Annotated in this window: 28 protein-coding genes and 2 tRNA genes; 5 read left to right on the top strand and 25 right to left on the bottom strand. The window is 60.4% G+C overall.

What is annotated here, in order from left to right:
- The first annotated feature begins 37 nt into the window (after nucleotides 1-37).
- Complete coding sequence (locus C9411_RS05510) at nucleotides 38-709, top strand: OapA family protein (protein WP_107226631.1); 672 nt, start codon at nucleotides 38-40, stop codon at nucleotides 707-709.
- Between the two features lie 3 nt (nucleotides 710-712).
- Here the strand turns inward: C9411_RS05510 and C9411_RS05505 are convergent, their stop codons facing one another.
- The 5 genes from C9411_RS05505 to rpsF form a co-directional block, all read right to left on the bottom strand.
- Nucleotides 713-1,066 carry a DUF488 domain-containing protein gene (locus C9411_RS05505; protein ID WP_063991620.1) on the bottom strand — a complete coding sequence of 118 codons (354 nt, stop codon included), beginning with the start codon at nucleotides 1,064-1,066 and terminating at the stop codon, nucleotides 713-715.
- 111 nt (nucleotides 1,067-1,177) lie between these two features.
- The gene (gene rplI / locus C9411_RS05500) at nucleotides 1,178-1,630 is read right to left on the bottom strand and encodes a 50S ribosomal protein L9 (protein WP_004933629.1); all 453 of its coding nucleotides are present in this window, start codon (nucleotides 1,628-1,630) and stop codon (nucleotides 1,178-1,180) included.
- A gap of 39 nt (nucleotides 1,631-1,669) precedes the next feature.
- Nucleotides 1,670-1,897, bottom strand: a complete 228-nt coding sequence (gene rpsR / locus C9411_RS05495) for a 30S ribosomal protein S18 (protein WP_000135199.1) — start codon at nucleotides 1,895-1,897, stop codon at nucleotides 1,670-1,672.
- A gap of 4 nt (nucleotides 1,898-1,901) precedes the next feature.
- Nucleotides 1,902-2,219, bottom strand: a complete 318-nt coding sequence (priB, locus tag C9411_RS05490; protein WP_004933632.1) for a primosomal replication protein N — start codon at nucleotides 2,217-2,219, stop codon at nucleotides 1,902-1,904.
- Between the two features lie 8 nt (nucleotides 2,220-2,227).
- Nucleotides 2,228-2,626 (bottom strand): 30S ribosomal protein S6, encoded by a 399-nt coding sequence (rpsF, locus tag C9411_RS05485; protein WP_004933634.1) that lies wholly within the window; start codon nucleotides 2,624-2,626, stop codon nucleotides 2,228-2,230.
- A gap of 452 nt (nucleotides 2,627-3,078) precedes the next feature.
- Between rpsF and C9411_RS05480 the strand changes: the two genes are divergently transcribed.
- Nucleotides 3,079-3,345 (top strand): DUF1471 domain-containing protein, encoded by a 267-nt coding sequence (locus C9411_RS05480; RefSeq protein ID WP_004933636.1) that lies wholly within the window; start codon nucleotides 3,079-3,081, stop codon nucleotides 3,343-3,345.
- Between the two features lie 96 nt (nucleotides 3,346-3,441).
- Here C9411_RS05480 and C9411_RS05475 read toward each other — a convergent pair whose 3' ends face one another.
- Both C9411_RS05475 and yjfP read right to left on the bottom strand, forming a co-directional pair.
- The gene (locus C9411_RS05475) at nucleotides 3,442-3,804 is read right to left on the bottom strand and encodes a hypothetical protein (protein WP_063991621.1); all 363 of its coding nucleotides are present in this window, start codon (nucleotides 3,802-3,804) and stop codon (nucleotides 3,442-3,444) included.
- 123 nt (nucleotides 3,805-3,927) lie between these two features.
- Nucleotides 3,928-4,680: an esterase gene (yjfP, locus tag C9411_RS05470; RefSeq protein ID WP_063991622.1), complete on the bottom strand. Its 753-nt coding sequence runs from the start codon at nucleotides 4,678-4,680 to the stop codon at nucleotides 3,928-3,930.
- Between the two features lie 125 nt (nucleotides 4,681-4,805).
- Between yjfP and bsmA the strand changes: the two genes are divergently transcribed.
- The gene (gene bsmA / locus C9411_RS05465; RefSeq protein WP_063991623.1) at nucleotides 4,806-5,114 is read left to right on the top strand and encodes a biofilm peroxide resistance protein BsmA; all 309 of its coding nucleotides are present in this window, start codon (nucleotides 4,806-4,808) and stop codon (nucleotides 5,112-5,114) included.
- A 123-nt stretch (nucleotides 5,115-5,237) separates the two neighbouring features.
- Nucleotides 5,238-5,513: a DUF1471 domain-containing protein gene (locus C9411_RS05460; RefSeq protein ID WP_063991661.1), complete on the top strand. Its 276-nt coding sequence runs from the start codon at nucleotides 5,238-5,240 to the stop codon at nucleotides 5,511-5,513.
- On the opposite strand, the gene C9411_RS05455 is transcribed toward C9411_RS05460, so the two are convergent.
- From C9411_RS05455 to nnr, 16 genes are all read right to left on the bottom strand, one after another.
- On the bottom strand, nucleotides 5,510-5,908 hold the full coding sequence (locus C9411_RS05455; RefSeq protein WP_063991624.1) for a DUF350 domain-containing protein: 399 nt from the start codon (nucleotides 5,906-5,908) through the stop codon (nucleotides 5,510-5,512). The genes C9411_RS05460 and C9411_RS05455 overlap by 4 nt on opposite strands.
- Nucleotides 5,909-5,974: 66 nt before the next feature.
- Nucleotides 5,975-7,603: an isovaleryl-CoA dehydrogenase gene (locus tag C9411_RS05450; RefSeq protein WP_063991625.1), complete on the bottom strand. Its 1,629-nt coding sequence runs from the start codon at nucleotides 7,601-7,603 to the stop codon at nucleotides 5,975-5,977.
- Between the two features lie 115 nt (nucleotides 7,604-7,718).
- Nucleotides 7,719-8,450, bottom strand: a complete 732-nt coding sequence (rlmB, locus tag C9411_RS05445) for a 23S rRNA (guanosine(2251)-2'-O)-methyltransferase RlmB (protein WP_063991626.1) — start codon at nucleotides 8,448-8,450, stop codon at nucleotides 7,719-7,721.
- A gap of 61 nt (nucleotides 8,451-8,511) precedes the next feature.
- Nucleotides 8,512-10,986: a ribonuclease R gene (rnr, locus tag C9411_RS05440; protein ID WP_063991627.1), complete on the bottom strand. Its 2,475-nt coding sequence runs from the start codon at nucleotides 10,984-10,986 to the stop codon at nucleotides 8,512-8,514.
- Nucleotides 10,987-11,045: 59 nt separating this feature from the next.
- Nucleotides 11,046-11,471 carry a nitric oxide-sensing transcriptional repressor NsrR gene (gene nsrR, locus C9411_RS05435; RefSeq protein WP_033636784.1) on the bottom strand — a complete coding sequence of 142 codons (426 nt, stop codon included), beginning with the start codon at nucleotides 11,469-11,471 and terminating at the stop codon, nucleotides 11,046-11,048.
- A 233-nt stretch (nucleotides 11,472-11,704) separates the two neighbouring features.
- Nucleotides 11,705-13,003 carry an adenylosuccinate synthase gene (locus tag C9411_RS05430; RefSeq protein WP_033648701.1) on the bottom strand — a complete coding sequence of 433 codons (1,299 nt, stop codon included), beginning with the start codon at nucleotides 13,001-13,003 and terminating at the stop codon, nucleotides 11,705-11,707.
- A 98-nt stretch (nucleotides 13,004-13,101) separates the two neighbouring features.
- Nucleotides 13,102-13,302 (bottom strand): DUF2065 domain-containing protein, encoded by a 201-nt coding sequence (locus tag C9411_RS05425; protein WP_004933666.1) that lies wholly within the window; start codon nucleotides 13,300-13,302, stop codon nucleotides 13,102-13,104.
- A gap of 63 nt (nucleotides 13,303-13,365) precedes the next feature.
- Nucleotides 13,366-14,370, bottom strand: a complete 1,005-nt coding sequence (hflC, locus tag C9411_RS05420) for a protease modulator HflC (RefSeq protein WP_004933669.1) — start codon at nucleotides 14,368-14,370, stop codon at nucleotides 13,366-13,368.
- A gap of 3 nt (nucleotides 14,371-14,373) precedes the next feature.
- Nucleotides 14,374-15,624 carry an FtsH protease activity modulator HflK gene (gene hflK / locus C9411_RS05415; RefSeq protein ID WP_033636782.1) on the bottom strand — a complete coding sequence of 417 codons (1,251 nt, stop codon included), beginning with the start codon at nucleotides 15,622-15,624 and terminating at the stop codon, nucleotides 14,374-14,376.
- 68 nt (nucleotides 15,625-15,692) lie between these two features.
- Nucleotides 15,693-16,973, bottom strand: coding sequence for a ribosome rescue GTPase HflX (hflX, locus tag C9411_RS05410; RefSeq protein WP_004933675.1), 1,281 nt, complete (start codon nucleotides 16,971-16,973; stop codon nucleotides 15,693-15,695).
- A gap of 98 nt (nucleotides 16,974-17,071) precedes the next feature.
- Nucleotides 17,072-17,380 (bottom strand): RNA chaperone Hfq, encoded by a 309-nt coding sequence (gene hfq / locus C9411_RS05405; RefSeq protein WP_004933678.1) that lies wholly within the window; start codon nucleotides 17,378-17,380, stop codon nucleotides 17,072-17,074.
- Between the two features lie 114 nt (nucleotides 17,381-17,494).
- A complete protein-coding gene (gene miaA / locus C9411_RS05400) occupies nucleotides 17,495-18,436 on the bottom strand; it encodes a tRNA (adenosine(37)-N6)-dimethylallyltransferase MiaA (RefSeq protein ID WP_063991628.1) in 942 nt (313 codons plus the stop codon).
- Nucleotides 18,429-20,312 carry a DNA mismatch repair endonuclease MutL gene (mutL, locus tag C9411_RS05395; protein WP_107226630.1) on the bottom strand — a complete coding sequence of 628 codons (1,884 nt, stop codon included), beginning with the start codon at nucleotides 20,310-20,312 and terminating at the stop codon, nucleotides 18,429-18,431. Before mutL ends, miaA begins: the two co-directional genes overlap by 8 nt.
- Before the next feature lie 22 nt (nucleotides 20,313-20,334).
- On the bottom strand, nucleotides 20,335-22,131 hold the full coding sequence (amiB, locus tag C9411_RS05390) for an N-acetylmuramoyl-L-alanine amidase AmiB (RefSeq protein ID WP_107226629.1): 1,797 nt from the start codon (nucleotides 22,129-22,131) through the stop codon (nucleotides 20,335-20,337).
- A 7-nt stretch (nucleotides 22,132-22,138) separates the two neighbouring features.
- Nucleotides 22,139-22,609, bottom strand: a complete 471-nt coding sequence (gene tsaE, locus C9411_RS05385; protein WP_063991631.1) for a tRNA (adenosine(37)-N6)-threonylcarbamoyltransferase complex ATPase subunit type 1 TsaE — start codon at nucleotides 22,607-22,609, stop codon at nucleotides 22,139-22,141.
- A gap of 10 nt (nucleotides 22,610-22,619) precedes the next feature.
- Nucleotides 22,620-24,134: a bifunctional ADP-dependent NAD(P)H-hydrate dehydratase/NAD(P)H-hydrate epimerase gene (gene nnr, locus C9411_RS05380; protein WP_107226628.1), complete on the bottom strand. Its 1,515-nt coding sequence runs from the start codon at nucleotides 24,132-24,134 to the stop codon at nucleotides 22,620-22,622.
- Between nnr and queG the strand changes: the two genes are divergently transcribed.
- Nucleotides 24,133-25,272 (top strand): tRNA epoxyqueuosine(34) reductase QueG, encoded by a 1,140-nt coding sequence (gene queG, locus C9411_RS05375; protein WP_107226627.1) that lies wholly within the window; start codon nucleotides 24,133-24,135, stop codon nucleotides 25,270-25,272. The two genes, nnr and queG, sit on opposite strands and share 2 nt — an antisense overlap.
- 310 nt (nucleotides 25,273-25,582) lie before the next feature.
- On the opposite strand, the gene C9411_RS05370 is transcribed toward queG, so the two are convergent.
- Nucleotides 25,583-25,658 (bottom strand) — tRNA-Gly (locus C9411_RS05370).
- Between the two features lie 54 nt (nucleotides 25,659-25,712).
- Nucleotides 25,713-25,788: transfer RNA gene (locus C9411_RS05365), tRNA-Gly, on the bottom strand.
- Between the last annotated feature and the right edge of the window lie 283 nt (nucleotides 25,789-26,071).

Genomic DNA, 26,071 nt, shown 5'->3' with positions numbered 1-26,071 from the left:
GCCGCGCTCATTATTACGCCGTCGAAGAGAGGTCACCATGGGCAGAATCGCGCCCAGGAGAAGGAAAACCACCCGCATCTACCAGCCGCTGCTGCGCACCTGGCTGAACGTCAGCCAGCGCCTGAAATCGGGCGCAGCACCCACGTCTGAAGGCGCGGAACCGCCATCGGAGCCACCGCCGGCCAACGATAAAATGCAGCAGGTCAAAGCGCTGCTGGCCAAAGTCTGGCATCTGCCGGACGGTTTCCATTGGATGGAGCCGCTGCCCTACTTCCACCGTCGCTGGGTGCTGATCTTCGGCATCATCCTGCTGTTGGCCCTGCTGTGGCCCTACTCGCCCGAAAGACAGCCGTTCCCTGTTTCCCAGCAGGAAACCAGCGTGCCGCTGCAGGCCGATCTGCAAAACGGCGGCGGCGCCACTTCAGCCAACGAACCGACACCGGCGGGCAACTGGCAGCGTTATCAGATCCAGCCCGGCCAGACCCTGGCCCAGCTTTTTCGCGACAACAATCTGCCGGTAAATGAAGTGTTCGCCATGGCGCAGGTGGAAGGCGGCGACAAGCCGCTGAGCAACATGAAAGCCGGCCAGGAAGTGCGCATCGAACGCGATGCCAACGGCGTGATTAACGCGCTGTCGGTCACCACGGTGGACAACAGCCAGGCGCTGTTCCGCCGCCAGGCCGACGGCAGCTACCGCCGGGAACGCTAATCCCTACAGCTGCGCCAGCAAAAACTCGCGCAGCACCACGCCCTGGTTGTGCTCGGTATCTTTGCTGCCATACAGCAGCGTCAGCGCTTGCCCCTGCCGTAACAGCACCACCAGCGGCTGCCAGGCGTCGTTGGCCGCCAGCTGTTGGCGGTAACGCGCCTCGAAGACCGCCCACTGGTCGGTATGCTGATGGAACCACTTGCGCAGCTCATCATCCGGCGCCACCTGTTTCAGCCACTGCACGCCCGTCAGCCGCGCCTTGCTGATGCCGCGCGGCCATAGCCTGTCTATCAGATAACAGTGTTCCGGCGCCGGCGCGCTGAAATCGTAAACCCGCTGTAGCGTAATCTTTGCCATCGCACGCTCTCCTTTTTATCCCGTCTTCAAGCGTAGCGCGTTTTGCCGGGCGCAGAAAAGCAAAACGCCAGCACGAGGCTGGCGTTTTAACCGGGTTAACAGCAGCGTAAATTACGCTTCTGCAACCACAACTACATTCAGCTGTGCGAACACGTCGCTGTGTACCTGGAAGTGCACTTCGTGCTCGCCAGTGGTACGCAGAACGCCGTTCGGCAGACGAACTTCGCTCTTGGCAACTTCAACGCCTGCCGCAGTCACTGCGTCAGCGATGTCGCGGGTGCCGATAGAGCCGAACAGTTTACCTTCGTCGCCAGATTTGGAAGCGATGGTGACTGAACCCAGTTCGTTGATCTTGGTTGCGCGAGCTTCAGCAGCAGCCAGAACGTCAGCCAGTTTGGCTTCCAGTTCAGCACGGCGTGCTTCGAAGAACTCAACGTTTTTCTTGGTAGCAGGAACAGCTTTGCCCTGTGGTACCAGGAAGTTACGAGCGTAGCCCGCTTTAACGTTAACTTGATCACCCAGGCTGCCCAGGTTTGCTACTTTATCAAGCAGAATAACTTGCATTACCTTATCCTCTCAAAGTCGTTAATGGACAGTGGCCGATTACTGATGACGATCAGTGTACGGCAACAAAGACAGGTAGCGCGCGCGCTTGATAGCACGGGCCAGCTGGCGCTGATATTTTGCACGAGTACCGGTGATACGGCTCGGTACAATTTTACCACTTTCGGTGATGTAGTTTTTCAGCGTAGCGATGTCTTTATAGTCAATCTCTTGAACGCCTTCCGCGGTGAAACGGCAGAACTTGCGACGACGGAAATAACGTGCCATTTGGCTAGTCTCCAGAATCTATCAATTCAATCTGCTCGGCATGCAGAACCAATTTGCTCAGCCCGTTGCGCCCTTGATGGCAGCTTACAAAGCCTTGCACGGTAATCTGACTGCCGACCGTTAATCTTTGAGTTAGTGCTTGTGACTGTTGTCCGCTGACAACCACGGGCATTCGGCACCATGCTTGTCTGCTGAATCCGGCTTCCGTCTGCTGCGAACGGTGCTCTAGCACAAATTGGCAGTGCGGTATCCCGGAAGGACTCACTTTTCGAACCGGCGCCTTGCACACAGTGCCCGACAAAACCAGACGATTAGCCGTCACGGCGGCAATTACTCTTCAGAATCCCCAGCATCTGCATCATCTGCGGTTTCGTTAGCGAAGTCTTCGCGGCGATCGCCACGACGTTCGTCTTTCGCTTTAACCATCGGAGATGCTTCAGTTACCGCGTGCTTAACGCGCATAACCATGCTGCGGATAACGGCGTCGTTGAAGCGGAAGTTAGTTTCCAGCTCATCGATCGCTTCCTGCGGCGCTTCAACGTTCAGCAGAACGTAGTGAGCCTTGTGCAGTTTGTTGATCGGATAAGCCAGCTGACGGCGGCCCCAGTCTTCCAGACGGTGAATCTGACCTTGCGCGTTAGTGATGGTAGCACTGTAACGCTCGATCATGCCCGGAACCTGTTCGCTTTGGTCAGGATGGACCATAAAAACGATTTCGTAATGACGCATCGAATTGCTCCTTACGGATTATTCAGCCTCCTGTCAGGGTCAACCGCGGCCCATGGAAGCAAGGAACGTGTTTAGTGTGCGGCTGAAAAATGACGCGTAATCATACTGACGCAGGGCGGGAAACTCAAGGACTGCGTGGGTTTTATTCGCGTTAATGCGAGGCGTTATGGGAAATAGCACGATTTGCTCGTGGGAGAACCTATGTACGCCGATCCATCGGTTTCAAAAATCTTTCAATGAAATCAGCGCTGAGTCACAAATCTATTTCACTTTTTTTGAAGAAGGCCATCAAAAGCCCCCGCTTTTTAATCCACCGCAACGGACTAAAATTAACCTTATCCGCCGCAGACAGCGCGACGAAAAAGATTCCAGGTTATTCAATGCAGATAAATGACTTTTTGCCGCAGCGACACTCGCTGTCAGGCCGTAACGGCAAAAGTAAGAGAGGCACTATGAAACGCATCATTCTCGCGACGGCGCTGGCCGCCCTTTTCTCCGCCAACGTGATGGCCGCGACGGAGATTACCTCGCACCAGGCCGATCAACGCCAGAGCGTCGGTTTTGTCACCCTGAACCAGAACGTGGTTTCGCCGGATGACGCCAGCAGCCAGGTCAGCAAAATCGCCGATCAACGCGGCGCAAGCTCTTATCGCATCATCGCCCTGCACGAACCGGGCGACAACAGCACGATGCACGTCAGCGCCGAGCTGTACCGCTAAAGAAACGCACCACGCCAGGGAAATCCCCAGGGCTTCATCAGAAAGCCCGTCCAGCCCGCATCGGAGCGCCGCTCGTTGGGCGCTCCGCTTCTCTCATCAGAGTTTGAGCAGCGTCGGCATGCTGAACGCCTTGCCCGGATTGTGCAATTGCAGCGCCGTCCGCAGATAGTTCGTTCGCGTTTGCAGCAGCTCGGCGCTTTCCATCAGGGTCGCCCGCTGTTCGAACGAGAGCGTACCGGCTGCCGCGGGGTGAATAGGCGCCGCTTTCGGCGCGGAGGCAAACAGCGCCGTCATGTTTTGCACCGTCTGCGCGGTGATGCGCGACAGCGGATTCGCCTTGTTTTGCCGCGCCTTGCCGTCGACGCTCCCCAACATCTCGCTGAATGCCGCTGAGTTAAGCTCGGTGCGCGCTTTCATCGTTCCCATTAAACCGGCCGTACTGCCGATGTTTTTTATCATGCCCTCTGCTCCTTGCTGCCCTGAAAGAATTCACGCTGACATTCTCCCCTTCATTCGGCCAAACGATGGCCGAAACAGCAGGCACAGAGCGGTGCAATTCCAGGCATCGCGCCCGGCGCTGCATCACAGTTCGCGGCGGAAAAAGTCGGCCGTGGCGGACAGCGCCAGCGGCGTGATGCGGTGCTTCACCCCCGGTTCGACGAGCGAGGTCAAACGGCTGTCCGCACCTTGCTGCCGCAGTTCAGCCGCCAAACGCAGGCTGTCCGCCGCCGGCACCACGTCGTCCGTCTCGCCGTGCCACAGCAGCAGCGGCCGCCCGGCGATCGCCGCCAAACGCCCTTCCAGCTCATACTCCGCCAGCACGGCGGTGCGCGCCGCAAACGCCGCCGGCGAGAGCGCCTCGCCCTCTTCGCCCAACGGCGGGAACAGCGTTTGCGCCAGCGAACGGTAATAGCCGGAACCCATCAGGCTGGCGGCCGCCCGGACCCACGGGAAGCGCACGAAGGCGCCAAGCGCGGTCATGCCGCCCATTGAGGCGCCGGCCATGCCGATACGCCCGTCGGCAATCAGGCCGAGCCGCTCAAAATGCGCCTTGATCTGCGGCAGCTCGTCGATATTGCTGCGCAGGATCTCCCAAAACGTGGCCAGACGCCGCGCCTCATCGCCGTCGAAGCGCTCGCCGTGCCGATCGGCATCCGGCAACACCACCCGAAAACCGGCGCGCGCCAGCGCATAAGCGAAGTAGGCGTACACCTCTTTTGACGAGGTATAGCCATGACAGAAGAACACCGTCGGCAACGGCCGATGGTACTGCCCCGCCGGCACCGCATGGATCACCGCGATATCGCCCGCCCGCTCGTCATGAATTTCGATCATCCGTTCATCCTCACTCACCTGTTGGCTTTCATCATGACAAACTTGCGCCAGCCAGCGTTAGCTCAATCTGTTCCAGCTTATATTGCGTTACACTGAAGCCATCTACCGGCTCTTTCGAGGTCACCATGACGCTTGCCCGCACACTCATCGCCCTGACGCTGGCCGCACAGCTTTCTGCCTGCGGCATCATGACCACCACGCCGAAACCGCCGCCGCCGCCCACCGCACAGGCGCAGGAGATCGTGCGCGCACAGACCGCCGAGCTGGTGAAAATGGGCAGCGTCACCGCCGTGGTGCGCGGCAGCCCGATGGACGTGGAAGCGGAGATCCAGCGCAAGGCCACCGCCGCCGGCGCCCGGTATTACGTGATCATCATGAACAGCGAAACCATCGTGCCGGGCCAGTGGTATTCCCAGGCGATCCTGTATCGTTAAGGCGGGGATTTTTTAAGCAGATTTACACTGGCTTTGCACTGGCTGAAGAAGGGTGTTGCACACTGAGGGACAGCATGCCGCATGTTGCGGGTGTCGATTCAGGATCTGACGAAGGGGAACGCCATGAAACGCTCCACCGCACTCACCTCCCTCCTGCTTTCAGTAGGGCTGCTCAGCACCGGCGCACAGTCCGCCGAGCTGGCGCCCGCCGATCGCGTGACGCCGCTCAGTGAAATCGCCGAGATCACCTTCAGCGATCTGCCCGGTTCGCCGCAGGAGGCGGAGCAGGCCATCGCCCGCACCGCCGGTCAACACGGCGCCAGCTATTACCGCATCCTGCGGATGGAAGAACAGGCGCACCCGCTCGGCTGGCGCGCCTCGGCCATCTTATACCTTTAGTAGCTCATGCAAGCCGCATTCAACACGCCGCCGCTGACGGAGACGCCCCCCAGGAAAATCCCGGCGGCCAGATGATTCGCTTCGATCTTTTCGCTGATGCGCGGCATGTAGATCTTCACGGCCGCGAACAGCAGCAATTGCACCACCAGCGCCACTACGCCCCACAGCAGGTAATCCAGCAGGCTGATCGAGTTGATCGCCGCGCTGGCCAACGGGATCACATACCCCAGGCAAGCGCCGATGAAAGCAAAGGCGGCGGATGGATTATCGGCCTTGATCAGCGCCCATTCGTCGTGCGGGGTGATGCGGGTATAGACGAACAGAAACACCAAAATCATGGCGAAACCGCTGAAGAAATAAGAGGCGAACGCCGCCAACGCGCTGAGAATATCCATGTGCATTTTCCTGTCAGAGTGAGGCTGAATTAAAAAGGTTTTCGCCGCCGCGCGCCACCCTTTTCCCTAACCGCCGATAGCGCGGTTGAGCAGCAGTTCGCACACCTCGGCCGACAGCAGGCTCTCGCCGCGGTGATCCAGCGTCAGGTGGCACCAGGCGTCGGCTATCTGCGGGCTGGCGTGCAGCAGCAGCTGCGCGGCGCAGCACAGGTCGAACAGCTGCTGGGTCAACAGCCGCCCCATCTCTTCACGCGGTTGCCGGGCGCGCTGCTGCCACTGCCGCCAGGCGTGATCGAACAACCGATTCTGGCCGCGCACCGGCTGCAGCTCGAACTGCAGCATCTCGAGCGCGCCCGGCAGCTTGTGCAGGCTGCGCAACACGTCCAGGCACATGATGTTGCCGGAACCTTCCCAGATGCTGTTGACCGGCATCTCGCGATACAGACGCGGCAGCTCGCTCTCTTCGCAGTAGCCGATACCGCCCAGCACCTCCATCGCCTCAGCGATGAACGGCATGCCCTGACGGCAGATGCTGTATTTGGCCGCCGGGGTCAGCAGACGGCTGTAGATCAGCTCGCCTTCATTGCTGCGGCTCTCCCAGGCGCGGGCCAGCCGGAACAGCAACGCGGTATGCCCTTCCAGCCGCAGCGCCATGCGCGCCAGAACCTGACGCATCAGCGGTTGTTCGATCAAGAGCTTGCCGAACGCCTGCCGCTGCAGCGCATGATACAGCGCCACCGACAGCCCGCGGCGCATCAGGCCGTGGCTGCCGAGCGAGCAGTCGAAACGGGTCAGGCCGCCCATTTTCAGGATATGCCGCACGCCGTCGCCCTCATCCCCCAAGAGCCAGGCGGTGGCGTCCTGAAACTCCACTTCGCTGCTGGCATTGGAGCGATTGCCCAGCTTGTCTTTCAACCGTTCCAGGCGAATGGCGTTGCGGCTGCCGTCGGGCAAAATACGCGGCAGGAAGAAACAGGACAACCCGCCTTCGGCCTGCGCCAGCACCAGGTGCGCATCGCTCTGCGGCACCGAGAAGAACCACTTGTGCCCCACCAGCCGGTAGGCCTCACCCGGCCCGCGCGCGCCGAGCGGCGCGGCGGTGGTGGTATTGCTCAAGACATCGGAGCCGCCCTGTTTCTCCGTCATGCCCATGCCGATCAGCAGGCCGCGCTTTTGCCCGCCCGGCAGCAGGTGAGCGTCATAACGATCCGACAGCAGCGGCGTCAGCCAGGAGCGAAACTCAGCCGGCAACGCCTGCAGCAACAACGGTGTGGCGCCGAAGGTCATGGTCACCGGGCACAGCGTGCCGGCCTCGACCTGCGCATGCAGCATAAAGCGCGCGGCGCGCGCCACGAAGGAACCGATACGCGCATCCTCCTGCCAGGGCAGGTTGTGTACCCGGTTGGCGATCAGCCCCTGCATCAGGATATGCCAGGCGGGGTGAAAACGAACGTCGTCCAGCCGCTGGCCTGTGGCGTCGTAGCGCAGCAGCTCCGGCGGGTTGGCGTTGGCCAGGCGCCCCAGCTCCAGCGACTCCTGGGTGCCGAGCTGCTGGCCCAGCGAGGCCAATACCTCGGCGTCCCAGCCGCCCTGCTCGCGCTGCAACGCTTCGCGCAGCGGCGTATCGGAGAGAAACAGGTTGCTGTTGCCCAGCGGCTTGGGTTGGTTAAAAACGGTGTGCGTAGTCCAGACCATGAGAGTGCTCCCTGAGAAAAGCGTCAGGAGTAAGTATGGTCGGCGCAGAGATTTCTGCCGAAGGCGGGATCACAAGAGGGGGAATTAACGGGGGCGCAGGCCCCCGTCAGGAGAATCAGCCGCGCTGACGCACCGCTTCGAACAGGCAGATGCCGGTAGCGACCGACACGTTCAGCGAAGAGACGGTCCCGGCCATCGGAATGCTGATCAGCTCGTCGCAGTGTTCACGGGTCAGACGGCGCATGCCTTCGCCTTCCGCGCCCATCACCAGCGCCATCGGGCCGGTCATTTTGCTTTGATACAGCGTATGGTCGGCTTCGCCGGCGGTGCCCACCACCCAGACATTCATTTCCTGCAACAGACGCAGCGTGCGCGCCAGGTTGGTCACGCGGATCAACGGCACGTTTTCGGCGGCGCCGCAGGCCACTTTCTTGGCGGTGGCGTTCAGCTGGGCGGAGCGGTCGCGCGGCACGATCACCGCGTGTACGCCGGCAGCGTCGGCGCTGCGCAGGCAGGCACCGAGGTTGTGTGGGTCGGTCACGCCGTCCAGCACCAGCAGGAACGGGGTCTCCACGCTTTCCAGCAGGCCCGGCAGGTCGTTCTCCTGATACTGGCGCCCTTCGCGCACCCGGGCGACGATCCCCTGGTGCACCGCGCCTTCCACCTTGTCATCCAGCCACTGGCGGTTCGCCACCTGGATCACGATGCCGGTCGCTTCCAGCTCGGCGATCAGCGGTTGCAGACGGCGATCTTCGCGGCCTTTCAGAATAAACACTTCCAGGAAGCGTTGCGGGTCGCGCTCTAACAGGGCTTTGACGGCGTGGATGCCGTATATAATTTCGCTCATGATGCTCTTTTAAATTCGTGCGGCCGGCGATAACCGGCCGATGATAACGATGTGCGGCAGGTTAGGCCTGCTCGGCACCTTTCTTCTTGGCTGCGCGTTTGGCTTTGGTCGCCGCCGCGATTTTCCGCGTTTTGTCGGACGCTTTCTTGGCTTTCTTCTTCGCCTTCTTCACGTTGTCCGCGGGCTTGGCGTCATCCTGCTTGCGGAAGGCGCTGTCCGGCTCGAAGTTGGCCGGCGGTTTGCCGCCGCGACGCTTGCCGCGCCCCGCGCTGCCGTTGTCGCGCAGCGTACGCTGGCCGCCCTTCTTGGCGCGATCGCGCTCGGTTTTGCCTTCACCGCGCGCTTTGCGGGTGCTGGATACCAGCGCGAAATCGATCTTGCGCTCGTCCATATGCACCGCGTCCACGCGGATCTCCACCGTATCTCCCAGGCGATAGACCGTGCCGGAAGACTCGCCGATCAGGCGCTGGCCGATATTATCGTAGCGATAGTAATCATTATCCAGCGTTGATACGTGCACCAGCCCGTCGATGAACAGATCGTTCAGGCGCACGAAGAAGCCGAAGCCGGTCACGCTGGAGATGATGCCGCTGAACACTTCACCGACGTGATCCTGCATGAAGTCGCACTTCAGCCAGTCAGCGACGTTGCGCGTCGCTTCGTCCGCGCGGCGCTCGGTCATCGAGCAGTGTTCGCCCAGCTGCAGCATCTCTTCGAATTCGCTGTGCCAGCCGCCGGTCGGCGTCCAGCGCTCTTTCGGCTCGCCGTGTTCTTTGGCCAGTTGGTATTTGATCGCGCGGTGCAGCGCCAGATCCGGATAACGGCGGATCGGCGAGGTGAAGTGGCCGTAAGACGCCAACGCCAGGCCGAAGTGGCCGCGGTTTTCCGGATCGTAAATCGCCTGCTTCATCGAGCGCAGCAACATGGTTTGCAGCATTTCGTGGTCAGGGCGTTCAGACACTTCATCCATCAGCACCGCATAGTCCTTCGGCTGCGGCTTGTTGCCGCCGCCCAACGTCAGCCCCAGCTCGCTCAGCACGCTGCGCAGCGCGGAGATGTGGTCGTCGCTCGGACGATCGTGCACGCGGTACAGCGCCGGCTCGTTGTGTTTCTCGACGAAGCGCGCGGCCGCCACGTTGGCCATGATCATGCACTCTTCGATCAGCTTGTGGGCGTCGTTGCGCACCGTCGGCTCCACGCGCTCGATGCGGCGTTCGGCGTTAAAGATGAATTTGGCTTCTTCGGTTTCAAATGCGATGCCGCCGCGCTCGGCGCGCGCCTTATCCAGCACCTTGTACATCGCATGCAGCTCTTCCAAGTGCTTGACCAGCGGATGGTAATGCTCGCGCAGCTCCTGATCGCCCTGCAGAATGTGCCACACCTTGTTGTAGGTCAGGCGGGCGTGAGAACTCATCACCGCCTCGTAGAACTTGGCCGTGGACAGGCGCCCCTGAGCGGAGATGGTCATCTCGCACACCATGCACAGGCGATCGACCTGCGGGTTCAGGGAGCACAGCCCGTTGGACAGCACTTCCGGCAGCATCGGGATTACCTGCGACGGGAAGTACACCGAGTTGCCGCGGCTGCGCGCTTCATCGTCCAGCGCGGTGCGCGGGCGCACGTAGTAACTGACGTCGGCGATCGCAACCCACAGACGCCAGCCGCCGCCGCGTTTTTTCTCGCAGTACACGGCGTCATCGAAGTCGCGCGCGTCTTCACCGTCGATGGTGACCAACGGCAGCTTGCGCAGATCGACGCGGCCCTTCTTGGCCGCTTCCGGCACCTGTTCGCTGAGATCGGCCACCTGCTTTTCCACCTGCGGCGGCCAGGTATGCGGGATCTCATGGGTGCGCAGCGCGATGTCCACCGCCATGCTGGTGCCCATCTTGTCGCCGAGGATCTCGACGATCTTGCCGACCGCCTTGGTACGGCGGGTCGGACGCTGAGTCAGCTCCACCACCACCATAAAGCCCATGCGCGCGCCGCTGACGCTGTCTGCCGGGATCAGAATATCGAAGCTCAGACGGCTGTCGTCCGGCACCACGAAGCCGGTACCGGCATCCATGAAGAAGCGGCCGACAATCTGGCTGGTTTTCGGCACCAGCACGCGCACGATGCGCGCTTCGCGGCGCCCTTTGCGATCCGCGCCCAAGGCCTGCGCCAGCACCACGTCACCGTGGATCGCCATTTTCATCTGTTCGGCAGACAGGTACAGATCGTCTTTGCTGCCTTCAACGCGCAGGAAGCCGTAGCCGTCGCGGTGGCCGATCACCGTGCCGCGCAGCAGATCCAGACGTTCCGGCAGCGCGTAGCACTGGCGGCGGGTAAACACTAACTGGCCATCGCGCTCCATGGCGCGCAGGCGGCGGCGCAGCGCTTCCAGCTGCTCTTCACCGCTGAGGCCCAGTTCGTTGCCCAGCTCTTCGCGGCTGGCCGGCGTTTCTCGTTTCGCCAAATGGGCCAGGATATATTCACGACTAGGGATAGGGGATTCGTATTTTTCTGCTTCTCGTTCCAGGAATGGATCTTGTGACATTGCGGTTCCTCCGTTGTCATCAGCAGGATGACGTTGAGCCTTGTCTTCTCAACGTCGTTTTATTCGACAAGCAATAGCTTGTAGAGCGGCGGATTGTCTTCGACCATGTCGGCCAACGTATGCTTATCCAGCTCTTCAAGGAAATTCTGTACGCCCTGGTGGAGCACCTGCTTCAATCGGCAGGCAGGGGTGATGTGGCAAAAATCACTGCTGCAGTTAACCAGCGCAAGCGGCTCCAGCGCCCGCACCACGTCACCGAGGCGGATGCTCTCGGCCGGTTTGCCCAATCGAATGCCGCCATGCTTGCCGCGCACCGCCGTGACAAAACCTACCCGGCTCAACTGATTGATGATCTTCACCATATGGTTGCGAGACACGCCATAAACCTCGGTCACTTCCGAGATGCTGGTCATCTTGTCCTGCGGCAACGAGGCCATGTAGATCAACGCCCGCAGACCATAATCAGTAAAACTTGTTAACTGCACATCTTACCTCTGGGTATCACTTTACCCGTCTGATACGCCGCTTTTCGGCGCTATTCAAAAGATTACTCATTGGATAATAAACCAGCCGGAGAGTTCGTCGCTAATTATTTAGCGAATCCCGCGCCCTAAGGCGGGTTTATGAAAGGATTTTTTGACGTGAAACCGCAATCGGAGGGAGTCAGGATAAAAACAAACCGGGACGCGCCCGGTTTGTTTAATGCCGCAAAGCCTGATTATGCGTCGAACGGGTCGCGCAGGATCATGGTTTCGCTGCGATCCGGGCCGGTAGAGATAATGTCTACCGGTACACCGGTAACTTCTTCGATGCGCTTGATGTAGTTCAGCGCAGCCTGAGGCAGCTTGCTGTGCTCTTTCACGCCAAAGGTGGTTTCGCTCCAGCCTGGCATGGTTTCGTAGATAGGCTCGATGCCTTCCCAGCCTTCAGCCGCCAGCGGAGTGGTATCCACTTCACGGCCGTCCGGCATGCGGTAGCCCACGCAGATCTTCACTTCTTTCAGGCCGTCCAGGACGTCCAGTTTGGTCAGGCAGAAGCCGGACAGGGAGTTGATCTGCACGGCGCGACGCACCGCTACCGCGTCCAGCCAGCCGGTACGACGACGACGGCCGGTGGTGGCGCCGAACTCGTTACCCTGCTTGCACAGGTACTCGCCGGTTTCATCGAACAGTTCGGTTGGGAACGGGCCTGCACCCACGCGAGTGGAGTAGGCTTTCACGATGCCCAGCACGTAGTCCACATAACGCGGGCCGATGCCGGAACCGGTAGCCACGCCGCCGGCAGTGGTGTTGGAAGAGGTGACGTACGGGTAAGTACCGTGGTCGATATCCAGCAGGGTGCCCTGAGCGCCTTCGAACATGATCAGATCGCCACGCTTGCGCGCGCCGTCCAGCAGTTCAGAAACGTCAACCACCATGGCGGTCAGGATGTCGGCGATAGACAGCACGTAGTCCAGCGTCGCCTGATAATCGACGGCTTCAACTTTGTAGTAGTTGACCAGCTGGAAGTTGTGGTAATCGACGATCTCTTTGAGCTTAACGGCGAAGGTTTCTTTGTTGAACAGGTCGCTGACGCGCAGGCCGCGACGAGCCACTTTATCTTCGTAAGCCGGGCCGATGCCGCGACCGGTGGTGCCGATCGCTTTCGCGCCGCGCGCTTTCTCACGCGCGTTGTCCAACGCGACGTGGTAAGGCAGGATCAGCGGGCAAGCTTCAGAGAGTAACAGACGTTCGCGTACCGGGATGCCACGCGCTTCGAGTTCACCCATTTCTTTCATCAACGCGTCCGGCGCCAGAACAACACCGTTGCCGATGATGCTGGTGACGTTTTCACGCAGAATACCTGAAGGAATTAAATGAAGGACGGTTTTTTCACCGTTGATTACCAGAGTGTGGCCAGCGTTATGGCCACCTTGGTAGCGCACAACATATTGAGCCCGTTCAGTCAGCAGGTCTACAACCTTGCCTTTACCTTCGTCACCCCATTGGGTGCCCAGTACGACGACGTTCTTACCCATTTTTCAAAATCACCGATTGCTTAAAAATGGATTCTACCACCGTAATTTTCGATTTTCAGCACTTTTAGCATACGATTGCATAAATTTTGGGCTAGACTTTAAAGACCCGTGCGGCCGCTCAACATGTAGTAGATCACGCAGCCCGCAACCACTATTCCACCGCCAAATCGCCGCAGTGTCGCGTCCGGCAGCTGCGACATCGCCACGATCATTTTGCGCCAGGCCTGCGGAAACAGCATCGGCCCCAATCCTTCCAACACCAGAACCAGCCCGAGCGCCAGCCAAATCGTTGAGTTCATGCATCCCCCAAAAACGAGAAAGGGCCCGCGTAAACGGGCCCTCGATCAGATTGCCTGCCGCGCTTATTTGCGCAGGGTATCAGGCGACTTCATGTAGCGGAAGAAATCGCTGTCCGGGCTCAGTACCAGCACGTCCTGGTTGTCCTTGAAGCTGGCTTCATAGGCACGCAGGCTACGGATAAAGGCATAGAAGTCCGGATCCTGGCTGAACGCGTTGGCGAACAGTTTGGCCGCTTCGGCATCGCCTTCACCGCGGGTGATACGCGCCTGACGCTCGGCTTCCGCCAGGGTACGGGTCACTTCGTAGTCCGCGCTGGCGCGCAGCTTCTCGGCTTCTTCCTGGCCCTGCGAACGCAGACGACGGGCTACCGCTTCACGCTCGGCGCGCATACGCTGGTAGATGGCGTCGGACACTTCCGCTGGCAGGTTGATCTGCTTGATACGCACGTCGATCACTTCGATGCCCAGCGCCGCCATGCTGTTCGGGTTAACCTGCGGCTGTTTGCCGGTAGTTTCCCGTTCAACGCGCGCCGCCGCAGAGGCGATAGCGTCATCGGCTTCGGTGGTCGCCACTTCTTCGCCGTCACCCACGGTGCCGGTGTTCAGCGCATCACGCACATCGGACATCAGCTTGCCGCGCGAGTCGGTCACGATGTCTTTCACGTCCAGGCGGCCGATTTCAGAACGCAGACGGTCACTGAACTTGCGTTTCAGCAGCACTTCGGCCTGGGAGACGTCGCCACCGCCGGTCGCCAGATAGTAACGGCTGAAGTCGCTGATGCGCCACTTCAGATAGGAGTCAACGATCAGGTCTTTCTTCTCGCTGGTCACGAAGCGATCGGCCTGGTTGTCCATGGTCTGGATGCGCGCATCCAGGTTCTTCACGGTCTCGATGAACGGGATCTTGAGGTGCAGACCCGGCGCATACACCAGCGGCTTGTTTTCGCCGTCGCGCAGAACCTTGCCGAAGCGCAGCACGATGCCGCGCTGGCCTTCCTGCACCACGAACAGCGAAGCGTACAGCACCACCAGCACCGCGAGGACAATAACTACAAAAGACTTACGCATTGATTACTCTCTCCCTACGCGAGTGGTGTCGTCACGCTGCGCATTCGCCCGGCGCTGATCCATAATCGAACCGCCGCTGGTGCGCGGGGCGCTGCTGTTGGCAGCCGGCGCAGGATTCGGATTGAGGCGAATCAGGCTGGTATCCTTGTTGCCGCTCTCCGGCGCTGCGCCTTGACCGCGCAGCATCTGATCCAGCGGCAGCACCATCAGGTTGTTGCCTTTGTCGCTCACCAACACCTTACGGGTATGGCCCAGCACTTTTTCCATGGTTTCGATATACAGACGCTCGCGGGTGATCTGCGGTGCGGACTTGTATTCCGGCAACAGCTTGGCAAAGCGCGCCACCTCACCCTGAGCTTCCAGGACGGTACGATCCTTATAAGCCTTGGAGTCTTCCAGCAGACGCTGCGCCTGGCCGTTCGCACGCGGCTGAACTTCGTTGGCGTAAGCTTCCGCTTCACGGATGTATTGCTGCTCGTTCTCACGCGCGGCAATCGCATCGTCGAACGACGCCTTCACCTCTTCCGGCGGACGCGCCGCCTGGAAGTTGACGTCCAGCAGCGTGATGCCCATGTTGTAAGGACGGATGGTCTCTTCCAGCATGCGCTGCGTATCGTTACGCACCACGGTACGGCCTTCGGTCAGGATGCGGTCCATCGAGTATTTGCCGATCACGCCGCGCAGGGCGCTGTCGGTCGCCTGGCTCAGGCTGTCGTCGGCATTGACGACGCTGAACAGGTACGCTTCCGGGTTGGTCACGCGGTATTGCACGTTCATTTCCACGCGCACCACGTTTTCATCGGAGGTCAGCATCACGCCGGACGCCGCCAGCTCGCGCACGGATTCCACGTTCACCGGACGCACGTCGTCGATGAAGGTCGGCTTCCAGTTCAGGCCCGGCTGCACCAGGTGGCTGAACTTGCCGAAACGCGTCACGACGCCGCGCTCGGCTTCCTTGATGGTGTAGAAGCCGCTGGCGGCCCAGATCACCACCACGGCCACCGCCGCGATACCGATAATGCGGCCGCTGAAGCCCGGACCAGAGGTGCCGGTGCCGCCGCTATTGCTGTTGGAGCCTTTGCCCCCGCCGAAACCGCTCAATTTCTTGCTCAGTTTGCGGAAGATATCGTCCAAATCAGGTGGCCCTTGATCACGACCGCCTTTGTTGTTACCGCCAGAGTTGCCGCCATTGTTATTGCTGCTCCCCCACGGGTCGCGGTCCTGTCCGTTATTACCGGGCTGATTCCACGCCATGTTTTAGCTCCATATTCTGTGATTGGGTACTTCAGGCTTTCGCGAAGCATAAATGTAACAGGATATGATCATACGATAAAGTCAATCAGGTCCTGTTCTTGCTTGCAGAGACGACGCCATTCGACGATCGGCATTCGCACCACCACGCCAATGCTGCCGTCTTCTTCGTTCCACTCTTTTTCAATCGCCTGAAGCTGGTAAAAACGGCTGCGAAGACGGCCTGCCCGTGGCGGTAAGCGCAATTCGTAATGCGCGATCTCCCCCGATAAGCGCTCCGTCAACGCCTGATACAGCAACGGAATTCCCTCTCCGCTGGCGGCGGACAGCCACACCCGGATCGGCAGGTTTTCGTCGTTGCGGTCGATACGCGGCACAAAATCGTCCAGCATATCTATTTTGTTCATCACTAACAGTGTAGGGATTTCATCCGAGTCTATCTCCGCCAGCACGGTGTTCACCGCTTCGATGTTCTCATCGACGCGCGGATCTGCGGCATCGATGACGTGCAGCAGCAGAGATGCCTGGCGCGTTTCCTGCAGCGTTGCCTTGAAGGCGGCCACCAGATCGTGCGGCAGGTGCCGGATAAAGCCTACGGTATCCGCCAACACGGTATCTCCTACGTCCGGCACGTCGATGCGCCGCAACGTAGGATCCAGGGTGGCAAATAGCTGGTCCGCCGCATACACCTCGGCAGACGTTATTCGGTTAAACAGGGTGGATTTGCCGGCGTTGGTGTAGCCCACCAGCGATACGGTCGGCACATCGGCGCGGGTCCGCGCACGTCGGCCTTGTTCACGCTGCTTTTCTACCCGCTCCAGGCGGCGCAGAATCAAGCTGATGCGATCGCGCAACAGGCGACGGTCGGTCTCAAGCTGGGTTTCCCCCGGCCCGCGCAGGCCAATCCCCCCTTTTTGCCGCTCCAGGTGCGTCCAGCCGCGTACCAGACGCGTGGCGATGTGACGCAACTGCGCCAGCTCCACCTGCAGCTTACCTTCATGGGTGCGGGCACGCTGGGCGAAGATGTCTAAAATCAGCCCGGTGCGATCGATCACCCGGCATTCGCACAGGCGCTCGAGGTTTCTTTCCTGCGCCGGGGAAAGGGAATGATCAAACAGGACAACAGACGCGCCGCTGGCTTTCACCGCATCTGCAATTTCTTCGGCCTTTCCTTCGCCGACAAAGTACTTCGGATGCGGGGCTTTGCGGCTACCAGTCACCACTTGCAAAGCTTCGACACCGGCTGAGGAAACCAACGACTCGAACTCGTTGAGGTCTTCCGTATCTTTGTCTTGCGAGAAATAGATATGAACCAGTACGGCCTGCTCACCGGCTTCATAACGGTCAAACAAGCGTGCAACCTCTCAAACGGACACTCACCGTGAGTTTGGGGGACATAAACAGCCCGCGGCTGCTTATGCTCCCCGTCATGGTTGACTTGCAACGCGCTTTATTCAGCGTCATCGCTTTCCTGCTGCGGCTGTTGCTGCGCAGACGGATTGTTGCCATGGTGATAGTTGCTTGAACCGCCGCTCGGGTTGTTGCTGTGATGCGAAACCGGGCGTGACGGGACAACGGTAGAGATAGCGTGCTTGTACACCATCTGGCTCACCGTGTTCTTCAACAGGATGACAAACTGGTCAAAAGACTCAATCTGGCCTTGCAGCTTAATACCATTCACCAAATAAATAGAAACCGGAACACGTTCACGACGCAATGCGTTCAGGAACGGATCTTGCAAAGATTGCCCCTTAGCCATTCTATCTTTTCCTTATTTGCTTGTTGTTTGTAACTAAGAACCTGTCGGCTCTAAAATAAACGACGTAAAAAATTTGCGCGCTGAATACTCAGCAATTGTACACAATCACCCAACCTATGCACTAACAACCTGTGTCACCGAGTCCAAAGCCTCTCCCGGCTTTTCACTGTCCAACCAATGGACCGACTCCCAACCCCGTAACCAGGTCATCTGGCGTTTAGCCAACTGACGTGTTGCGCAAATACCACGATAAACCATCTCATCGTAACTAATTTCACCAGACAAGTATGACCACATCTGGCGGTAACCGACACAGCGAATGGAGGGCAAGTCCGTATGCAAATCACCCCGTGCGAAAAGTGCACGCGCTTCCGTCTCAAAACCCGCCGCCAACATTTGATGGTACCGCAGCTCGATGCGTTGATGGATCAACTCACGGCTGGTCGGCGCTATCGCAAATTGGTGAACTTGATACGGTAACGATTCACCCGAAATTTTAGTCAGTTCCGTTAAAGTTTTACCCGAAATAAAAAAAACTTCCAGTGCTCTGGACAGTCTCTGCGGATCATTCGGATGAATTCTCACTGCCGCGACCGGATCGATCGCCTGTAACTGGCGGTGCAACGCCTCCCAGCCCTGCTCCGCCGCTTGCCGTTCGATGCGCTCGCGCACCGCGGGATCGGCGGACGGCAGCGGCGACAATCCTTCCAGCAACGCCTTGAAATACAACATGGTGCCGCCAACCAGCAGCGGAATGCGCCCGGCGGCGGTGATGTCGGCCATCTCCTTCAGCGCGTCGGCGCGGAACTCCGCGGCCGAGTAAGCTTCGGCGGGATCGCGGATATCGATCAGCCGATGCGGCGCCTGCGCCAATTCTTCGGCGCTCGGCTTGGCGGTGCCGATATCCATGCCGCGGTAGATCAGCGCGGAATCGACGCTGATCAGTTCCACCGGCAGGCGTTCGCGCAGCGCGATCGCCAGCGCGGTCTTGCCCGAGGCGGTCGGCCCCATGATGAAAATAGCCGGGGGACGTGGTGTCATTTCAGTGTTAGTCATGCTTGAGGGCCGCCAGTGCGACCTGTAAATCAACGGGTTGTAAAAGTCCGCTCGGTGGTGATTTGACCAGCTGCGGGCAAAGTCGTTCAACGTCGGTCAGCAATTGTATCGCTTGCGAGGTGTTCCACTGTTCATGCTCGCTGCCAAGACGGCGAGCGAGCCAGGTGGCCAGCACCGCGGGCGACATCTCCTGATGTTCGGCCAGATAGCCTAACAGTTCGGGTATCAGTTTTTGTAAATTTTGTTGGCGTAATGGTAAAGGCACTGCGCGCAGCGTCACACGGCCGTGATCCGCCTGCAGATCCAGCCCCATCATCGTCAGCAGCGCCTGATGCCGTGCAATGGCCGCCGCTTCGCTCTTTTCCAACGTCAGCTTGACTGGGATCAGCAGCGGCTGCGGCCGCAGCCCTTCCGTCGGCGGGTTGAGCTGCGCCTGGCGCAGCCAGCGCTCGGCCACCGTCAAATTGAGCAACGCCGGCTGCTGGCGCTGTTCAATCAACGCGTAGCACGGCGGATGAATCATCAGCACCCGGCCAAAACTGTGCGAGCCGCCCGCCAACGGCGTTTCCGCTGCGGCTTTCGCCGGCGGGAACAGCGGCGGCTTGCTTGAGACTTCCGGCGCCGCATCGGCCTGCGGCTCGGCGACGGGTTGCATCAGTTTACCGTACAGCTCGCCTTCGCGTTTCTGGTAACCGCCGGTCGTTTGCCAACCCGGCTGCGGTGCACGCTCGCGGGCGGTGCCGGCCGGTGGCGGCGTTTCGCGACGCGGCGCAGGCTGAGAAAAATGGTTGCCGCCGGCGGCGACGCGGTTTTCCTGCTGCCAGACCGGCGCGGGCGCTTCGTCAGGCGTTTCCGCCAGCGGCAGCGGCGGCGTCTGACCGGCCTGCTGCAGCACGGTGGTTACCGCCTGGTAGATAAAATCGTGCACCAGCCGCGCCTGATGGAAACGCACCTCGTGCTTGGCGGGATGAACGTTGACGTCCACCTGGTGCGGGTCGACCTCCAGATACAGCACGTAAGCGGGCTGCTGATCGTCCTTCAGCTGATCCTGATAGGCCTGACGAATAGCGTGATTGATCAAGCGATCGCGCATCATGCGGCAGTTGACGTAGCAGTATTGCATTTCACCCAGTTGGCGCGCCCCGGCCGGATCCGCTACCCAACCGCGGATGCTCAGATCGCCGTGCTGCCAGTCGATGTTCAGCGCATGCTGCAAAAACGCCGGGCCGCAGATGCTGCCCAAACGGCGCTCGTGCTGGCTTTCTTCTTTCGCCGCCCGGTATTGGCGGATCAGTTTGCCGTTGTGGCTGAGATTGATCGCCACATCGAAACGCGCCAGCGCGATGCGCCGCACCACTTCATCGATATGGCCGAATTCGGTTTTCTCGGTGCGCATGAACTTGCGGCGCGCCGGGGTGTTGTAAAACAGATCCAGCACTTCCAGCGTGCTGCCGACCGGGTGCGCGGCGGGTTTGACGGTGACCGCCTGCTCGCGCCCTTCGGCATAGGCTTGCCACGCTTCACTCTGCTCGGCGGTGCGTGACGTCAGGGTCAAACGGGAAACCGAGCTGATACTGGCCAGCGCTTCGCCGCGAAAACCGAGGCTGACGATCGCTTCCAGATCGTCGAGCGTGCTGATTTTACTGGTAGCGTGCCGCGCCAGCGCCAGCGCCAGATCGTCCTTGCCGATGCCGCAGCCGTTGTCGCGAATGCGGATCAGCTTGGCGCCGCCGCGTTCAATATCGATATCGATGCGCGTCGCCCCGGCGTCCAGGCTGTTTTCCACCAGCTCCTTGACGACCGACGCGGGGCGTTCAACCACCTCTCCGGCGGCGATCTGGTTGGCAAGCTGTGGCGGTAACACCTGGATAGGCATGCTGACTCCTGTAGCGATGGCGCTAGGCCTGCGGAATGGTCAGCGTCCGATCCAGCGGCGCGACGTCCGACTTCAGATTATTGACCCGTTTCAGATCGCCGACGCTGACCCCGTAGCGAGAAGCGATGGAGGAGAGCGTATCCCCGCGGGCCACTTTATGTTTAGACGGCTTCTTGGCCGGCGTTTTCACCTTGGCGACGGTGGTGACGGCGGCGGCTTTCCCCGCCGGCACCTTCAGGCGTTGCCCCACCCACACGCCGTCTTTCTTCAGTTTGTTCAGATCCCGCAGCGCCGCCATGGTCGTGCCGTAGCTGTCGGCGATGCCGGACAGCGTTTCCGCCCGCTTCACCACGTGGATCTGGGTCTTGCCGCTTACGCTGCGGCTCGCGCCGGCCGAGCTGACGATAGGCTCAGGCTGGCGCACGTCTGGTGTTGAGGTGTTAACCGCCGCTGCGACGTCCAGCGGTCGGTTTTCCACCTTTGGGTCGGCTTGCAGCGGATGCGCCAGGAAGTAGCTGCGCAGGCCGTTATGGATGGCCTTGGCAATCTTCTCCTGATACGCGCTACTGCCCAGCAGCCGCTCCTCCGTGCTATTACTGATAAATCCTGTTTCCACCAGCAGCGATGGAATATCCGGCGAACGCAGTACACCCAGGCTGGCGTGTTCCGGCCGGCGTTTATGCAACGATCCGACGCTCTGCAACTGCTGCAGCACTTTCACCGCCACATCGTACCCGACGCGCTGCGAGTGGCCGAACTGCAGATCCAGCACCGCCTGGCTCAGATAAGGATCGGCCTGGCTGTTGGCCAGCAGATCGCCGGCACCGCCGAGCAGTTCGGATTGCTTCTCATGCTGTTCAAGCCAGCCGGCCATTTCACTGTTGGCGCGGCGATTGGACAGCACCCAGACGGAGGCACCGCTGGCGCTGCGGTTTGGCGCGGCGTCGGCATGGATGGAGACCAGCACGTTGGCGCCCTGTTTACGCGCAACGTCGGAGCGCCCCATCACCGAGATGAAATAGTCACCGGTACGCGTCAGCACCGGTTTGAACTGCGGATCGGCGTCCAGCATCGCCTGCAGGCGACGCGCGATGGCGATGGTGACATTCTTTTCTTTCAGCCCGCTAGGGCCAATGGCGCCCGGATCCTGGCCGCCGTGGCCAGCGTCGATCGCCACCACCACCCGATCGCCGGAACCGGCGGAAACGCGGCTGCTGCGCGGCGTGACCTCTGTGGCGGTGCCTGCAACCACGGTCTGTTTATGGGTAAAGGGATTCGATCCCGCCGGCGTTTTGCGCAGCGGCGGCTCCGGCGCTTCACGCACCACGACCGGCGCCTGACGCGGCGGTGGGTTGACCGCAACCGGCGCAGGCGTTTGCACCGGCGCCTTGCGCACCACCGTATTGGCACTGCCTTCGGCCGTAATGGTGAACACCACGGTATGCACCCCGCCGTTCTGGCGGGTGGCGACGCGGGTTTTGGCGCGCTGGGTCAGATCAAACACCAGGCGCACGCTCTGAGCGTCTTTCGGCGCGCTGGAGCGAATGCTTTTCACCAGGTTTTGCCCGCTGAAATTGAGCGGCAGGCCGCCGACCTTGCCCTTCTGGTTAACGTCCAGCACCACGCGTTCCGGGCCGTGCAACGGGAAAAACGCGTAGTCCGGCGGGCCATTGAAGCTCACCGACACCGTCGCTTCGCGTTGGGCGTTCGACACTTTGATATCGGACAGCGAGGACGCCGCCAGCGCGTTCAGCGCGCCGAGCGGCCCCAGCACGGCGATCAGCATGATGACCGCAAATTTTTTCAACACGTGCGTCATTGCAGCATCATCCCTGTGATCCATGAATGCGGTCTAACAGCCGGCTGCCATAAGCAGAAATCGCCTCGATCTTCGCCTCTCGCCCCTCGCCCTGATAGCAAAGATGCAGCGCCAGATCCGGCTCCGGCAGCACGCCGGTGCCCTGCTGCGGCCATTCGACCAGGCAGATGGCGTCTTGCGCGAAGTAATCGCGAATGCCCATGAATTCAAGCTCTTCCGGATCGGCCAAGCGATACAGATCGAAGTGATACACCGCCAGCGGCTGCAAGGCATAGGGCTCCACCAGCGTATAGGTCGGGCTTTTGACATTGCCCTGATGCCCTAACGCCTGCAGGAAACCACGGCTGAAGGTGGTTTTACCGGCGCCCAGGTCGCCGTAGAGATAGATGACGCTGGCACGATCGCAGGCCTTGGCCAAAGTGGTGCCCAAAGCGACAGTCGCTGCCTCGTCTGGTAGAGGTAAAACGAGTTCTTTCATTCGATAAAGTCTATTTTGCCCACTCAGGGTTAACGAAATGAAGGATGTCCGGCAGTAAATCGGTCGCCAACATGCCTCTTGTTCCTTGTCTTTCCGCTACGCGATCGCCGGCCGCGCCATGTACGACGCAGCCCGCACAGGCGGCATCATACAGCGAGAGCTTTTGCGCCAGCAAACCGCCGATGATGCCCGACAGCACATCGCCCATGCCGCCGGAGGCCATGCCGGCGTTGCCGACGTCGGCAATCGCCATCTGCCCCTGCTCATCGGCGATCAGCGTACCGGCGCCTTTCAGCACCGCCACGCCGCCGTAGCGCGCCGTCAGCTTACGCACGGCAAGTAAGCGATCACTCTCGATGTCGGCAGTGCTGCAGCTCAACAGCCGCGCCGCCTCTCCAGGATGCGGAGTCATCACGCGATTCTGCCGTTTCTCGGGATTTAATGCCAGCAAGTTCAGCGCATCGGCGTCCCACAAGGCCGGTTTATCGCTGGTTTGCAGCACGTTCAAGGCGTTTTTGCCCCATTCAGCCTGGCCCAGTCCCGGGCCAATCACCAGCACATCCGCCCATTGCATCGCCTGCCGCAGCGTCGCCTCGTCCAGCGCCTGCGCCATCAGCTCCGGCCGGGCCGCCAGCAGCGGTGCGACGTGATCTATGTGAGTAAGCACTCGCACCAATCCCGCCCCGCTGCGTAGCGCCGCCTCCGCCGCCATGCGAATGGCGCCGCCGAACCCGCGGTCGCCACCCACCAACAGCAGGCGGCCATGCTCGCCCTTATGGGCGCAGGGACGACGCGGATGCAGCCAGCGCGGCAATACCTCGGCGGTAAGCCGCTGAATCTGCTCCGGTTGCTTCGCCAACCAACCCGATAAGCCTAGCGCATTCTGATGAAGTTGCCCGACCCAGTCGCGCGCCTGGCCGGTCAGCAACCCCGGTTTGAGGCCGATGAACGTGACGGTGTGCGCGGCACGCACGACCGCGCCCGGCGCCGCGCCACTTTCCGCCAGCAGGCCGGACGGGATATCGAGCGCTACCACCGGCGCCGCATGGCGGTTGGCGGCCTCTATCAGCGCGTCGTAAGGCGCACGCGGCGCGCTGCCCAGGCCAGTGCCTAACAGGCCGTCGATGATGAGAGCGACGGACGCCGGCCAGCGGCTGTTCGCCGGCAGAATATCACCGCCGGCGGCCAGCCAGGCCTGACGGGACGCTGCGGCTTCCGGCGGCAAAGGCCGTGCGCCTTCGCAGGCGATCAACGTCACCTGCAGGCCCGCCGCCTTCGCCAGGCGCGCCACCACATAGCCGTCGCCGCCGTTGTTGCCGTGGCCGCACAGCACCAGCCAGTGGTCGCGGGAGGGGTACGCGTTGCGCGCCAATGCGTAGGCCGCCTGACCGGCGCGCTGCATCAAATCGTAAAGAGAAATACCGAGCGAGGCCGCCGCCGCGGGTTCCGAGCGCCGGATCCAATCCGCAGGCCAGACAGAGTGTGGTAAACTGTCAGCGTATGCTTTTTCACTGTGGCCCGTCATGACGCACCCCCTCGATCTCCATCAACTCGCCCAACATATCAAGCAATGGGGGCAATCGCTAGGATTCCAACAGGTTGGCATCTGCGATACCGACCTGAGCCTCGAAGAGCCGAAACTGCAGGCCTGGCTCGACAAGCAGTACCACGGCGAGATGGAATGGATGGCGCGCCACGGCATGCTGCGCGCGCGTCCTCACGAACTGTTGCCGGGCACGCTGCGGGTGATCAGCGTACGCATGAATTACCTGCCGGCCAAGGCGGCGTTTGCCAGCACCTTGCAAAATCCGCAGCTGGGTTACGTCAGCCGCTACGCGCTGGGGCGCGACTATCACAAACTGTTGCGCCAGCGCCTGAAAAAGCTGGGCGATCAGATCCAGGCCTACTGCGGCGAGTTGAATTTCCGCCCCTTTGTCGATTCCGCGCCGGTGATGGAGCGCGCGCTAGCCGCCAAGGCGGGCATCGGCTGGGTTGGTAAACACTCACTAATTCTCAACCGCGAAGCCGGGTCGTGGTTTTTCCTCGGCGAGCTGCTGATCGACCTGCCGCTGCCGGTGGATAAGCCGCAGGAAGAGCAGTGCGGCCGCTGCGTCGCCTGCATCACCACCTGCCCGACCGGCGCCATCGTCGCCCCCTATACCGTAGACGCCCGGCGCTGCATCTCCTACCTGACCATCGAGCTGGAAGGCGCGATCCCGGAGGAATTCCGGCCGCTGCTCGGCAACCGCATCTACGGCTGCGACGACTGCCAGCTGATCTGCCCGTGGAACCGCTTTTCGCAGCTCACCGACGAAGACGATTTCAGCCCGCGCGCCACGCTGCATGCGCCGCAGCTGATCGATCTGTTCAACTGGACGGAAGAAAAGTTCCTGCGCATCACCGAAGGCTCGGCGATACGCCGCATCGGCCACCTGCGCTGGCTGCGCAATATCGCCGTGGCGCTGGGCAATGCGCCCTACGGGGACAGCGTCGTGCTCGCACTGCGCACGCGCCTGGGCCAGGACGCCATGCTGGACGAACATATCCACTGGGCGCTGGCGCAACAGCTCGCCCGCCGCGAAGCGCAGGGGGTCGAGGTGCAGACGGCGCAGAAAAAACGGCTGATACGGGCTGTGGAAAAAGGTTTGCCGAGGGACGCCTGACGGCGTGCGCCGCGCGGCCATCTCACCGGATGTCTCACTCTGTGGATTTGTGCATAAAAATAAAAACACGTTGTCTTTCAACTGCAACAAAAAGAGCAAGTGATCGGCATAACGTTTTGGGATAAATAAATAAACTTATAAATCAGAGAGATAAATATTTAATTTGTATGACGTTGATTTTTCAGGCAGGCGAGTTTATGTACAGAGGCTGTGGATAACTCTGTTCACAACATTTTTACGAGGCATGTAAAAGGGACAAAAACCCGCGCCGGATAAGGCGTTGGATTTGAGTTTGAAACGAAGAGAAAATTGGAGCGGGAAACGAGACTCGAACTCGCGACCCCGACCTTGGCAAGGTCGTGCTCTACCAACTGAGCTATTCCCGCATTGAGATGCTTTTGGCATCCGGCCACCAAACACTGGCGTGACCTTTGAATTTTTGGAGCGGGAAACGAGGCTCGAACTCGCGACCTCAACCTTGGCAAGGTTGCGCTCTACCAACTGAGCTATTCCCGCGTCGCATAGGTACTGCTTTTTTATTCATCATGCCGCATCGCGACATTGTTGAATAGAAAATAGGAGATAAGACACATTACTTATCCCTATCTGATTGATTTTATTGAAATTTTCAAACAAAGCTCAATCGATGGACAGCATTATGGACTAGTCATCGCGCCTTGGCAACCCCCCCTATGGTGAAAAATGCAAAATACGGGGCGTTTGCTCAATTTGCAATCGAAGATACCGTTAAACCGGCGACCATGTAACACGGAGACCGGCCAAGGGGGGGATCGCGGCG

It is taken from the genome of Serratia sp. Nf2 (assembly GCF_003028435.1).
In the GTDB taxonomy this organism is placed as follows: Bacteria; Pseudomonadota; Gammaproteobacteria; order Enterobacterales; family Enterobacteriaceae; genus Serratia; species Serratia marcescens_L.
This window is presented reverse-complemented; position numbering and strand designations above follow the sequence as displayed.